Source organism: Pseudarthrobacter adonitolis (assembly GCF_055412845.1).
Map to the genome: position 1 here is coordinate 1 of NZ_JBVAYW010000010.1, position 12,086 is coordinate 12,086.

The following is a 12,086-nucleotide window of genomic DNA, read 5'->3' on the forward strand; positions in this document are numbered from 1 at the left end:
GGCGGGCGGTCAGGCAGCCCTGCAGGAAAGCCGGTCAGCGGAAGAACCGGATCCCGGGCATGATCAACATTTCCGAACGTCCTCCCGAGGTTCAGGACCGGGCCATGCCGGGGCATTGGGATGGACACCGGCATCGACATCTACTTCTGGGACCCGCACTCGCCCTGGCAGCGCGGCATCAATGAAAACACGAATGGCCTGCTCCGCCAGTATTTCCCCAAGGGCACGGACCTGGGCATCCACAGCCAGGCAGACCTCGACTGGGTTGCCCAGGAACTCAACGACCGGCCACGCAAAAGACTAGAGTTCAAAAAACCGATCGAACTGATCGAAGGACTCCTGTTGCAATGACCGCCTGAATCCACCGATCCCTGAACGAGCGAGGAGGCGGAGAACGCGCTTAGGAACGGCCACCGAGGTCCGGTGGCCGTTCCTAAGGGATATCAGGGGTGCTTTTCAGTAGGACCGTGCGTTCGCCAATAGGAGTCCGGTGGCGGGGACGATGATGATTTCTTGTCTGTAGATCTCGCCGGGGATGCCGATGGCGATTCCGGTCCGCCCGAAAAGCTGGTCTCGATGTTCCCCCGAGCCAGGCATCCTTTTCACCCTTTTCGTTCCAATCGACACCCGTGGAAACGGCTGTTGTTTCGATCTTGAGGTATTGCCCCGGTCCCACTGCCCGACGCCTCCTGTCGCTGCGCATGCTGGCGCAGCATGCTCAATCCATCGGCTGGCGGGCGAGATACTGGATAGATGAGTGCATCTTTCGACGAGCTAATTGCAGAGGCCAACGCGGTGAGCGTTGATGGCTGGGACTTCTCTTGGCTGCAAGGACGCGCCACCGAAGAACGACCACCCTGGGGGTACGCACGCCTGCTGGGTGAACGGCTGGCCGAAGCCGACGCTTCGCTCGACATTCAGACCGGAGGGGGCGAGGTACTGGCACAGTCTCCGGTCATCCCGCGTTTAGCGGTCGCCACGGAATCATTCCCACCCAACGTCGCGAAGGCAACTGCGCTCCTGCACCGCCGAGGCATCGCGGTGGTAGCAGATCCTGATGAACCGCCTCTGCCCTTCGGGGACCGCGCTTTCGACCTTGTGACAAGCCGCCATCCAGCCACCATTTGGTGGGACGAAATTGCTCGGGTACTCCAACCGGGAGGCACCTATTTCGCCCAGCACGTCGGACCGGCCAGCGTCTTCGAACTCATCGAGTACTTCCTGGGCCCTCAGCCACAGGCACGTCTTGGCCGACGCCCGGACGCCGAGACAGCGGCTGCGCGGACAGCCGGACTTGACATCGTAGACCTTCAGGAAGCGCGCCTACGCATCGAAATCCACGATGTCGGCGCGGTTGTCTATTTGTTGCGCAAGGTGGTCTGGTGGGTGCCCGGTTTCACGGTTGCGGCATACCGAGACCGCCTGCGAAACCTTCACGATCTCATCCAGAGCGAGGGCCCATTTGTCGCGCACTCGACCCGTCATCTCATCGAAGCGCGTCGGCCCGATTAGGGATCGGCTTACGCGACACCGAAACCGCCATTCCCAGCATGAGTTCCGTCGGGCTATTGACTGAAAATTCAGTCAGGATTACGGTTGAGGCATACATCACCGTGATGTAACTCACGAAAGGCTTGCCATGATCAGCACGCGCATTCGCAAAGACGCGGATTCCGCCGGTGCCGCATCGGTGCACAAGGACCGCTTTGGCCGCATTGAGTCGGCCGGCATTGAGTTCATTCCCGACGAACAACGCACCTCACGCCCCCGGAACCTGTTCACCGTGTTCTTCGGCGGCAACTTCGCTTTCTCGGTCATCGTTTTCGGCTGGCTTCCCATCACCTTCGGCCTGAACTTCGTCGGGGCAGCCACGGCCAGCCTCGCCGGCCTCGTTGTTGGTACGGCCTTGATCGGCCCGATGGCCCTCCTCGGACCGCGGACCGGCACCAACAACACCGTTTCCAGCGCCGCACACTTCGGCACCCGCGGGCGCTTGATCGGTTCCGCCCTGACCCTGGTGTTCGCTCTTGCCTACGCCGCCATCGCGGTCTGGACTTCGGGCGACGCGCTGGTTGCCGCCGCCGAACGGCTGCTCGGGATACCCGTCGACGGCGTCACGCTCGCCATCGGCTACGCCGTGATCTCCGTGGAAATTGTTCTCGTGGCGCTCTTCGGCCACGGCACCGTGGTGGCGATGCAGAAGTTCGTCGCACCGGTCGTCGGCGTTCTGCTCCTCATCGGCGTCGTCGCCTTCGCACCGACGTTCAGCCCCACAACAGTCCATGCCGACTACCTCCTGGGCGACTTCTGGCCCACGTGGATCCTCTCGGCCGTCATTTCCGTCGGCGGCCCCCTCTCCTATGCACCCACACTGGGCGACTACAGCCGGCGCATTTCGCGGACCAGGCACTCGGACCGTTCGGTGGTGACGTCGGCATGCCTCGGCGTCTTCCTCGGGCTCTTCGTCACTGCCCTTTTCGGTGCCTTCACGGCCTCGGCGTTGCCGGAGCTTGGCGGCTCGTACGTCGCCGATCTCGTGAAATCATCCCCGGCCTGGTATCTGCTGCCGATCCTCATCATCGCGTTGGCGGGCGGACTCGGCCAGGGCGTGCTCAACCTCTACGCCAGCGGGCTGGACCTCGAAGCCCTCTTCCCGAGGCTCCGGCGGATCCACACCACCCTCATCACCTCGGTGATCGCAGTCGGTCTTCTCTACGTCGGTGTCTTCGTCTTCAACGCAGTGGACTCCATTACGGCCATGACACTGGTCCTCAACGGCTTCGCCGGACCCTGGGTTGCCATCAACGTCCTGGGATTCCTGATCGCCCGCCGCGGCAAGTACCACGCCGCCGATCTCCAGCTCTTCCGGGCCAGCGGACCGCGCGGACGCTACTGGTTCAGCAACGGCTGGAACCTGCGCGCGGTAATTCCCTGGGCCATCGGTTCAGTCTTCGGCCTGCTCGCGACGGACACGTCCCTGTACACCGGGCCGTTCTCGCAGCTCGCCGGGGGAATCGACCTCAGTTTCATCGGGTCCACGGTCATCGGAGCGGCAGGCTATCTGCTGGCCCTGCGGTTCTGGCCCGAACCCGCCGCAACGAGGGAGTCCGCACGGGAGGAAGGTGAGCACGTATTACTGTCAAACCATGAGTGAAAAAATAGCCCGGATCCTCACCGCCGCCACCACCTGCATCGCCAGGAGCGGAGTCCGGGGAATGCGGGTCAATGATGTGGCTGCAGAGGCCGGGGTTTCGCCGGGGCTCCTGTACTACCACTTCACGGACCGGGCCGGCCTACTAGCGGCAACGCTTGAACACATCAACAAGCAGGTCAGCAAAGACGACGCCGCCTCCCTTGACGCCGAAGACCGCTCCCGGCATTTCAGGCACCTACTCCTTGACGAAATCAAGGACGACGCCGATGTCCGCCGGAATTCGGTGGCCTGGAACGAGCTCCGGGCCTGCTCCATCTTCGAACAGGAACTGGCAGAACCACTGTCCAGGACAACGAAGGAATGGAACCGCGAGATCGCCCAGGCCATCCTGGCCGCCAGCGAAGGGACCAGCGAGGACGAGGCCGCAGTCACCGCGGAAATTCTCACCAGTTTGGTGGAAGGGATCTCCGGACGCTGGCTAAACGGGTTCATCACCACAGCCCACGCGCGTTCCCAGCTGACCACGGCGATTGACGCACTCACCGCAGCACACCCGACGACGTCGCAGGAACCTGGCGCACAGGGTCCGGGCAAATGAACCACCGACCCAACTCTCAACCACTTTTCGATCGACGCGAATCCGACGGAATTCCGCGATCATGCAAGGACCCATAGGGTCCCGTTAGGAAGCACCACCATGGACATCATTGCCAACGCCACTCCGCCCGTCTCCTTCGCCCGGAGCGAGGACAGCAGCCGCCGGCCCCTCCGCGTGGCACTGGTCCAGCACCACTGGCGGGAAAGCGCCGCCGAGCTGAAGTCTGTGCTGGCCGAGGCCATCGGCAAAGCCGCCGGCGCCGGAGCCCGGGCCGTGTTCCTCCCGGAACTGACGCTGTCCAAATACCCGGCCAATGTCCGGGCCGGCAGCAACCCCGCCCAGAATGCCGAGGACCTGCTCAACGGCCGCACGTTTGACTTCGCCGCTAACGCGGCCCGGCGACACGGTGTCACCGTCCACGCCTCGCTCTACGAGCGTTCAGACGGAACCGACGGTCTGGGCTTCAACACTGCGATCCTAGTCTCGCCCCAGGGCGAGCTGCTGGCACGCACCCGCAAGACCCACATTCCGGTCAGCGCCGGCTACTATGAGGACACGTACTTCCGCGCCGGGCCGGCCGCAGACGCCTACCCCGTGTACCGTCCCGCGGAACTGGGCGGGGCCGCCGTCGGACTCCCCACCTGCTGGGACGAATGGTTCCCGGAGGTCGCCCGGCTGTATTCGCTGGCCGGTGCGGAAATCCTGGTTTACCCCACGGCCATCGGCTCGGAGCCGAGCTTCCCGACGTTCGACCACCAGCCGCTGTGGCAGCACGTGATCACCGGCCATGGCATCACGAACGGCACGTTCATGGTGGTCCCCAACCGGACGGGCGACGAAGGCGACATCAACTTCTACGGTTCCTCATTCATCTCCGACCCCTACGGCCGTGTCCTGGTCCAGGCGCCGCGGGACGGGGAAGCCGTCCTGGTGGCCGACCTCGACCTGGACCAGCGCAAGGACTGGCTGGACCTGTTCCCATTCCTGACCACACGCCGCCCCGACACCTACGCCGAGCTCACCAGGGACGTCGACGTCGACCGCCCGTACGGCGCGGTGTCGGCCCGGCAGACCGCGGCCCAGCCATGAGCTGGATGATGCCAAGCGAAACGGCCCGCCAGGAAAGGGTCTGGATGGCCTTTCCGCCGGAGCGCTCCTCGATCGGGCACACCGCGGAGGAAACCCACGAGGCACGCACGGCCTGGTCCGCGGTGGCGCACGCCGTCGCGGGATTTGAGCCGGTCACCGTGGTGGTGGACCCGCCGGACATGGCTGCCGCGCGGACATACCTTTCGGCCGGCATTGACCTGGTTGAAGCGCCGCTCGACGACGCCTGGATGCGGGACATCGGGCCCACGTTTGTGACCGGCGACGACGGCCGGCTGGGCGGCGTCGACTGGGTCTTTAACGGCTGGGGGCAGCAGGACTGGGCCAGCTGGGGCAAGGATTCCGCGGTCGCTGCGGAAGTGGTGAGGCAGGCCGGGGCGGAGCGGCTAAACAGCCCGCTGGTCAATGAAGGTGGCGGGATCCAGGTGGACGGCCTGGGCACGGTCCTGGTCACCGAGACGGTGCAGCTTGATCGGTTCCGGAACCCGCACCTGACCAAGGCGGACGTTGAAGCCGAGCTGGCCCGCACCATCGGCGCCACGCACGTCATCTGGCTGCCGCGCGGGTTGACCCGTGACACGCAAGAATTCGGGACCCGCGGGCACGTGGACATCGTGGCCGCCATCCCGTCACCCGGAGTGCTGCTGGTCCACTCCCAGCGCAACCCCTCACACCCGGACTTCCAGATCACCGCGGACATCATCGCGATGCTCGCCGGGACCCGGGACGCGCAGGGCAGGGCCTGGGACATCGTGGAGGTGCCCGCCCCGGACACGCTGCGCGACGAGCTCGACTGGGTCGACTACAGCTACATCAACCATCTGGTGGTGAACGGCGGCGTCATTGCCTGCAGTTTCGATGACCCCGCGGACGCGGGAGCCCGCCGGATCCTGGAGCAGGCCTATCCGGGCCGCAAAGTAGTGATGGTCGATGCCCGCCCCATCTTCGCCCGGGGCGGCGGCATCCATTGCATCACCCAGCATCAGCCGGCAACCAGCTGATCGTGGCAGCCCTAGCCCCCTGCTGCGGCCGTCGTACCCGTCGCCCGCAGCAGGGGGCTAGCATGCTCAGCTGAAGGAGACCTCCGGGATGACCGGACCCGACGCGAGCTGATGGTGTCCCACGGCCGGTCCCGCAAACACCCCGCCGAGGATGGGGGAGAGGACTGCGCCGACCGCGAGGAAACCGGCCCACATGGCAATGCCCTGGCCCGCTCGCGTGCGTTATGGGTGACCACGGCAACCAAGGCCAGGGACGCCGGGAAGATGGCTCCGGCGCCCAGGCCGTTACGGGCCGAACCGATCCACATGGCCGCCATGCTTGCGGAAAGGGCGCAGATCAAGGACCCGATGGTCAGGAGCAGTGCGCCGCCGATGACCAGCTTCTTGTGGCGAGTTTGTCGCCGAGCAGGCCGAAGGTCAGTTCGCTTCGCGCCGTTCATCGCCGGGATCGCATCCCTGCCCATGACGGTGGCCTCATCGTCACCGCGACCCTGGTGGCCAAGGACCTGCCGACGTTCGGCGCAAAGATCCCCACCGCCGTCGGGCCTCAAGTGTCCTTTCGCGCGCGTGGGGGTGTCCGCTCCGTTGAAAGCTGCCGCCCGCGTCTGAATACTGGAAGTCAGGAGTCTCACGGCAGAAAGGTGGCGGATCATGGGCGGTGGCGAAAGTGCGTTCAAGCGCCGGCTGGAACGGGCTGCAGAAGTGCGCTCCTACCGCGGTGCGGGCATCAGCGCCGAGGACGGGGCCAAACTCGCGGCCGCCGAGGCCAAGGAGCGGGACAAACGCAAGAAGGTGGACGACGCCGGGCGGGCGGAGTATCTGATCCGGGACGCCATGGCCCAGGGCAAATTCGACAACCTCAAATACGCCGGCAAGCGGATCCCCGGGCTGGGGGAGGCCTACGATCCCGACTGGTGGGTCAAAGGCCTGATCCAGCGCGAGAACATCAGCGGACTGGGCCCCAGAGCCATCCTGCTCCGCACCGAAGACGCCGATTTGGATGACCGGCTTGATGCCCAGTTCACTGAAAAGCAGGTCCGGGACATCCTCGCTGACTTCAACGCCCGGGTGATAGACGCCCGGCGCCAGCTCCAGGGCGGTCCGCCTGTCATCACCAAAACGCGCGACGTCGAAACGGAGGTGGCGCGCTGGCGCGAACGCCGCGCCGCCCGCGAACAGGACGCCCCGCCCGAGCCGGAACCACAGCGCACCTGGTGGCAGCGACTCTGGCGCGGCACCACTTAGGGAACGGACGACGGCGGCGCCACCCGCCGTCGTCAGCTCTCAGGGTGTGCCTCCCGGGAGACCGTTCGCCGGCGGAAGGCCCGGAGACTCTGGCAGCGGCGATGGGACAGGCGCGGGCTCAGGAGGTGGCTCTGGCGCGGGAACCGGTGGCGGCGCTGGTGCGGGGGCAGGAGCGGGAGCCGGCGCTGGTGCGGGGGCCGGTGCTGGTGCGGGGGCAGGAGCGGGAGTCGGCTTCGGCGGGGCCAGCATGGAAGCCGGAGGCGCCGGGAACGGTTCCGCCGGGTAGAGCGGGGCGGCCTGGATCATGTAGTTGGCCCACTGCGGCCCGGCGATCATAAAGCCGTCAAGGCGCGGGTAGAACTGGCCGTTGACGGTGACGTTCTGGCCGGGGCGGTTTTGGCCTTCCAGTGCATCCCCGAAGAAGGAAGCTGTGGCCAATCCCGAGGTGTAGCCCACCACCCAGGTGGAGCCGTTGTTGTTGGACGTGCCGGTCTTGGCGGCAACGGGCATCAGCGTGTGGATTTTGGGGTTGATGTACACCCCGGAGCCGACCTTCAGTACGTCTTGGAGCACCGCGTTGACGCCTCGGGCAACTTCCGGCTTGACGGCGTCGCGGCACTCGCTGGTCTGGGCCGGGAGTTTCCCGCCCGAAATCTCCGTCACCTCAAGCACGGAGATAGGGGAGCAGTACCGGCCGTCATTGGCGAAGGTGGCGAAACCATTGGCCAGGTGGACCGGGGCGACGCCGATGGCGCCGAGAAGATTGCCCAGCTGATGCATATTGATCTGGGCGCCATCCAGTCCGCTGTGCAGCCCCACGGCGTCCACCATCTTTTGGATGCCGCAGAAATCGAGCTGGGTGGCCGAGGCGAAGGTGGCCGTGTTGATCGAGTTGTACAACCCGTAGTTCACGGGCATGGAGCGGTAGTAGCCCTCGTCCGCATTCTGCAGGTCATCGGCGGCGCCCAGCTCAGGGTTGTTCTGCGCCGTGCTGTAGGCGCCCAGCACCTTTCCGCAGCTGGAACGCCACGGGAAGCCCAGCGGATACACCCGGCGGGAGGCATCCACCATCCCTGTCAGCGGCTTGCCCTCGTTCAGCCACTCTGCAAACGTGAAGGGCTTCAAGGTGGAGCCTGGCTGGAAACCGCCCGCCCCGTTGAGGTCATTGCCTTGCGGATCGCGGGAGTCCACGTTGAAGTTCAGTTGCGTATCGAACCTGCCCTCGGCAGGCAGGTACACCGTGTTCTGCGCCATTGCCAGGATTCTCCCGGTGCCCGGCTGGATCGACACCAAGGACGCGCCCCAGCGGTCGGGATTCGCCCCGGCGGTGCTGTCCACCTGCGCCTGGGCCGCCGCCTGGAGCCGGCTGTCCAGCGTGGTGACGATGGTGAGTCCGCCGCGGTACAGCTTCCGCTCGCGCTCGACCAGGGTGGCGCCGTAGGCCGGGTTATTCAGGATCAGACGCGAAATGTAATCGCAGAAGTAGGGTGCCATCTGGGCGTTGGCGCAGCCCTGCTTCCCCGGACTCAGCTTGAGTTCGATGGGCGTGGCTGCGGCGGCGTCGTGGTCTGCCTGGGTGATCTTGCCGGTGGCCAGCATCTCGGCAAGAACCTGGTTCCGTCGGCTCGTGGCCTGCTCCGGATTGACCGCGGGGTTGTAGTAGCTGGGGCTGTTGACCAGCCCGGCCAGCAGGGCGGCCTGCGGCAGCGTGAGATCCGTGGCCGTGGCGCTGAAGAAATACTGCGCAGCCGCCTCGATTCCGTACGCCTCGCGGTTGAAGAACACGATGTTCAGGTAGCCCTCGAGGATCTGGTCCTTGCTGAACTTCTTCTCCAGCGCGATGGCCAGCTTAATCTCGCGGAGCTTGTCCCCGATGCTCTTCTGGCCGCTGAGGATCACCTCGTCGGTCTTGTCCTGGGACACGAAGGACTCGTTGATCACGTTGGTGACGTACTGCTGGGTAATCGTGGAGGCGCCCTGCTTGCCCTTATTCGTCAGGTTGGAGATCGCAGCCCGGACGATCCCTTGCGGGTCAACGCCCGGGTGCTCATAAAAGCGGCTGTCCTCGATGGCCACGATGGCATCCCGGACATAGGGGGATATTCGGTCCAGGGGGATCTTGATCCGGTTCTCGGTATAGAAGGTGGCGATCGGCTGGCCGTCGGAGGTGAGGACTTTGGTGGATTGCGACGGCGGCGCCACGATCAGTTCCGAGGGGAGTTCATCGAAGAAACTGATGGAGCTGCTGACGCCGAAGCCTACCGTCGCAACCGCTGGGACCACCAGGCTTGCGGCGAGGACGCCGCACAATGCGCTCGCGGTGAAGAACCCCAGGACCCTTCCCAAGGTCCTGGCCACACGATGCTCGCGTTTCTTCTTCTTCGCCATTTTTTCAGCCCTCAAGCTCGCGACGTGTGAACAGGATACGCCGCCTGACCTGCTGCATCCAGATGCTGGACCAACTGATGCCAAGTCGGTATTTTCCCTCCCTAAGTTTCGTTCCGGGTATTGTCACACGATACATACCGATATATCGTTAAGTGTTGGTGAGTATTTGACCGATAAACATTCATTTAGTCAGGGAAGGGACGATGCCACCATGAAGGGCATTCACGACGACAAGTTTTTGGAACCCCAGTTCGGGCGGGGACGGTTTGAGCGCGGCAGAGGCCACCGCGGACCGCACGGACACCGCGGTGGAGGATTCGGCCCGGGCTTTGGGCCACGGGGCGGATTTGGTCCCGGTTTTGGGCCGGGCGGAGGGTTCGGCCCCGGCTTTGGGCCCGGTTCCCGGCGGGCAAGCAGGGGTGACGTCCGGTGGGCCATCCTGTCGCTGCTGGCCGAGGCCCCGTCCAACGGATACGGACTGATTAAGACCATCGCGGAGAAAACATCGGGCGCATGGCGGCCCAGCCCGGGGTCGATCTACCCGACGCTCCAGCAGCTGGTGGACGAGGACCTCATTGCGCCCCTCAGCGAGGGCCGGCGGACCGACTTCACCCTTACCGATGCCGGCAAGGCCTACGTGGCGGAGCATGCGGAGGAGCTGGAGAGCGCGTGGAACAGCGATGCGGACGGATCCGGGCCAGCATTCCACCAGAGTGTGGGCAAGCTGATGGGGGTCATTCATCAGTTCCGCACCGCCGCCACGGAAGAACAGCGCAACGCTGCGGTGGAAAAGCTCGACGAAACCCGCCGCGCGCTCTACCAGATTCTGGCCGACTGAGCCCGTTCAGGTCAGGCGAAGGTGTCTTCCATGGCGGGAGCGGCAGCAGGTGCCGGCGGCCGGTGGCCCAGGGGGTTGAAGTGGCTCCCCAGGCCGCCGAAGGCGTAGGCGGTCTCGGCATGCTCGGAGAGATCCACCCCGGCCATCTCGGCCTCGTGGCTCACCCGGAACCCGATGGTCTTGTCGATGGCCCGGCCGATCACCAGGGTCACACCGCCGGAGAGAACTACGGTGACCACCACCGCTACGGTCTGTGCCGTCAGTTGCTGGAGACCGCCGCCGTAGAAGAGGCCGCCGCCATGGCCGTCCACGGGGAGGGCGATGAAGCCCAGGGCGAGTGTGCCGATGAGTCCGGCGCCGAGGTGGACTCCCACCACATCCAAGGAGTCGTCCAACCTGAACCGGTACTTCAGGTCAACAAACACGCAGCAGGCTGCCCCGGCTACCAGGCCCAGGCCGATGGCGGCCACCGGGCTGATGTTGGCGCAGGACGGTGTGATGGCCACCAGGCCGGCAACAACACCGGAGGCTGCGCCTAGGGACGTTGGGTGGCCGTGGCGGATCTTCTCCGTCAGCAGCCAGCTGAGCATGGCCGCGGCCGGGGTGACCAGGGTGTTGATCCAGATCAGGCCGGCCTGCTCCGCGGTGGTGGCCGCGCCGCCGTTGAACCCGAACCAGCCGAACCACAGGATGGCTGCACCGAGCATGATGAAGGGGACGTTGTGCGGGCGGTGGCTGGGGTCCTTGGCGAAGCCGTGCCGCTGGCCAACCACCAGGGCCAGGACCAGGGCCGCCGTGCCCGAGCTGATTTCCACCACTGCACCGCCGGCGAAGTCGATGACCTGGCCGAAGGCCTCGGTGATGGCTCCGCCGGCGCTCATGAGCCCGCCGCCCCAGACCATGTAGGCGAGGGGGCAATAGACCAGTGTGACCCACAGCGGCACAAACACTGCCCAGGCGCTGAACTTGGCGCGGTCCGCGATGGCCCCGCTGATGAGGGCCACGGTGATGATGGCGAAGGTGGCGCTGAAGCCGGCTTTGATGAGGTCAGGGGAGCCCATGAGGTTCTGCAGCCCGAAGTTGGCGAAAGGGTTGCCAAAAATTCCCAGGATTCCCTCGCCGGTGGTCATCGAGTATCCCCACAGGACCCACACAACTCCTACGATGCCAGCGGAGATGAAGCTCATCATGATCATGTTCAGCGCTGCCTTGGCGCGCGTCATGCCGCCATAGAAGAGGCCGAGTCCGGGTGTCATGAGCAGCACCATAGCCGCCGCGATCATCATCCAGACGTGTTGCGCAGTGATCTCCACCGGCGGGTCCCTTCCATTGATCCTGAATACGGGGACTTTCCCTGCGTGGCCCGCGCAATCCCCCCGGTCAATATTTGTCGCCGTGTGTTTCCGTTTGCACTTCGCTAAGTTGCGGACAGGTTACGGCCAGGCGGCTTTCGTGAAGATCGCATGACCGTGATGTTTCCGGCGTGTAAACGGGACCTGTTGAGCGGTGCCGGGGCGGGAAGCCCTGCGACCCTGATGCCAGCGACGGCGGGCACCGGTGCGCGCACGTGGTGAGAAGCCGCCGTCGGACGCTGAAAATGGCAACGTTTCCTGAAAGTGAACGGCGACTCACCGCCGTGGGGGGAGTTCTTTCCGGCGGCGGCGGTGCTTGCTGGGGAGGCTGGCCTGTTTGATGAAGCGGCCGAGGCTGAGTTTGTCCGGCGGGGCAGGAACGTGACGCGGGTGGATCTTCCCG

11 protein-coding genes and 1 pseudogene are annotated in these 12,086 nt (G+C 65.1%); 8 read left to right on the forward strand and 4 right to left on the reverse strand.

Translation table 11 applies throughout. The annotated features are described in order from the left end of the window. A pseudogene (locus ACZYZ4_RS11725) lies at positions 1–351 on the forward strand (IS30 family transposase); the annotation flags it as partial. A gap of 105 nt (positions 352–456) precedes the next feature. Here ACZYZ4_RS11725 and ACZYZ4_RS11730 read toward each other — a convergent pair. After that, positions 457–597 (reverse strand): hypothetical protein, encoded by a 141-nt coding sequence (locus ACZYZ4_RS11730; RefSeq protein ID WP_463861030.1) that lies wholly within the window; start codon positions 595–597, stop codon positions 457–459. Positions 598–753: 156 nt separating this feature from the next. On the opposite strand from ACZYZ4_RS11730, the gene ACZYZ4_RS11735 reads away from it, so the two are divergent. From ACZYZ4_RS11735 to ACZYZ4_RS11755, 5 genes are all read left to right on the forward strand, one after another. Next, on the forward strand, positions 754–1,512 hold the full coding sequence (locus ACZYZ4_RS11735; protein WP_463861032.1) for a methyltransferase domain-containing protein: 759 nt from the start codon (positions 754–756) through the stop codon (positions 1,510–1,512). A 127-nt stretch (positions 1,513–1,639) separates the two neighbouring features. Then, positions 1,640–3,154 carry a purine-cytosine permease family protein gene (locus tag ACZYZ4_RS11740; protein WP_463861034.1) on the forward strand — a complete coding sequence of 505 codons (1,515 nt, stop codon included), beginning with the start codon at positions 1,640–1,642 and terminating at the stop codon, positions 3,152–3,154. Next, complete coding sequence (locus ACZYZ4_RS11745; protein WP_463861036.1) at positions 3,147–3,752, forward strand: TetR/AcrR family transcriptional regulator; 606 nt, start codon at positions 3,147–3,149, stop codon at positions 3,750–3,752. Before ACZYZ4_RS11740 ends, ACZYZ4_RS11745 begins: the two co-directional genes overlap by 8 nt. 99 nt (positions 3,753–3,851) lie before the next feature. Continuing rightward, complete coding sequence (locus tag ACZYZ4_RS11750; protein ID WP_463861038.1) at positions 3,852–4,841, forward strand: nitrilase-related carbon-nitrogen hydrolase; 990 nt, start codon at positions 3,852–3,854, stop codon at positions 4,839–4,841. Next, on the forward strand, positions 4,838–5,860 hold the full coding sequence (locus ACZYZ4_RS11755) for an agmatine deiminase family protein (RefSeq protein WP_463861040.1): 1,023 nt from the start codon (positions 4,838–4,840) through the stop codon (positions 5,858–5,860). The genes ACZYZ4_RS11750 and ACZYZ4_RS11755 overlap by 4 nt, the downstream gene beginning before the upstream one ends. Positions 5,861–5,926: 66 nt before the next feature. Here the strand turns inward: ACZYZ4_RS11755 and ACZYZ4_RS11760 are convergent, their stop codons facing one another. Further along, the gene (locus ACZYZ4_RS11760; protein WP_463861041.1) at positions 5,927–6,055 is read right to left on the reverse strand and encodes a hypothetical protein; all 129 of its coding nucleotides are present in this window, start codon (positions 6,053–6,055) and stop codon (positions 5,927–5,929) included. A 456-nt stretch (positions 6,056–6,511) separates the two neighbouring features. Here ACZYZ4_RS11760 and ACZYZ4_RS11765 point away from each other — a divergent pair, with 456 nt between their 5' ends. Then, the gene (locus tag ACZYZ4_RS11765; protein WP_463861043.1) at positions 6,512–7,105 is read left to right on the forward strand and encodes a DnaJ family domain-containing protein; all 594 of its coding nucleotides are present in this window, start codon (positions 6,512–6,514) and stop codon (positions 7,103–7,105) included. A 39-nt stretch (positions 7,106–7,144) separates the two neighbouring features. On the opposite strand, the gene ACZYZ4_RS11770 is transcribed toward ACZYZ4_RS11765, so the two are convergent. Next, positions 7,145–9,493, reverse strand: coding sequence for a transglycosylase domain-containing protein (locus ACZYZ4_RS11770; protein WP_463861044.1), 2,349 nt, complete (start codon positions 9,491–9,493; stop codon positions 7,145–7,147). Positions 9,494–9,704: 211 nt separating this feature from the next. On the opposite strand from ACZYZ4_RS11770, the gene ACZYZ4_RS11775 reads away from it, so the two are divergent. Further along, positions 9,705–10,331, forward strand: coding sequence for a PadR family transcriptional regulator (locus tag ACZYZ4_RS11775; RefSeq protein ID WP_463861046.1), 627 nt, complete (start codon positions 9,705–9,707; stop codon positions 10,329–10,331). A gap of 11 nt (positions 10,332–10,342) precedes the next feature. Here ACZYZ4_RS11775 and ACZYZ4_RS11780 read toward each other — a convergent pair whose 3' ends face one another. Then, entirely contained in the window at positions 10,343–11,644 is a 1,302-nt protein-coding gene (locus tag ACZYZ4_RS11780) for an ammonium transporter (protein WP_463861048.1), read from the reverse strand. Positions 11,645–12,086: the final 442 nt, after the last annotated feature.

Bases quoted from the DNA above. Each gene is read 5' to 3' on its own strand.
- ACZYZ4_RS11750 (WP_463861038.1), top strand. From the start codon at position 3,852: ATGGACATCATTGCCAACGCCACTCCGCCCGTCTCCTTCGCCCGGAGC.
- ACZYZ4_RS11775 (WP_463861046.1), top strand. From the start codon at position 9,705: ATGAAGGGCATTCACGACGACAAGTTTTTGGAACCCCAGTTCGGGCGG.
- ACZYZ4_RS11740 (WP_463861034.1), top strand. From the start codon at position 1,640: ATGATCAGCACGCGCATTCGCAAAGACGCGGATTCCGCCGGTGCCGCA.
- ACZYZ4_RS11745 (WP_463861036.1), top strand. From the start codon at position 3,147: ATGAGTGAAAAAATAGCCCGGATCCTCACCGCCGCCACCACCTGCATC.
- ACZYZ4_RS11760 (WP_463861041.1), bottom strand. From the start codon at position 6,055: ATGTGGGCCGGTTTCCTCGCGGTCGGCGCAGTCCTCTCCCCCATCCTC.
- ACZYZ4_RS11735 (WP_463861032.1), top strand. From the start codon at position 754: ATGAGTGCATCTTTCGACGAGCTAATTGCAGAGGCCAACGCGGTGAGC.
- ACZYZ4_RS11765 (WP_463861043.1), top strand. From the start codon at position 6,512: ATGGGCGGTGGCGAAAGTGCGTTCAAGCGCCGGCTGGAACGGGCTGCA.
- ACZYZ4_RS11770 (WP_463861044.1), bottom strand. From the start codon at position 9,493: ATGGCGAAGAAGAAGAAACGCGAGCATCGTGTGGCCAGGACCTTGGGA.
- ACZYZ4_RS11755 (WP_463861040.1), top strand. From the start codon at position 4,838: ATGAGCTGGATGATGCCAAGCGAAACGGCCCGCCAGGAAAGGGTCTGG.
- ACZYZ4_RS11730 (WP_463861030.1), bottom strand. From the start codon at position 597: ATGCCTGGCTCGGGGGAACATCGAGACCAGCTTTTCGGGCGGACCGGA.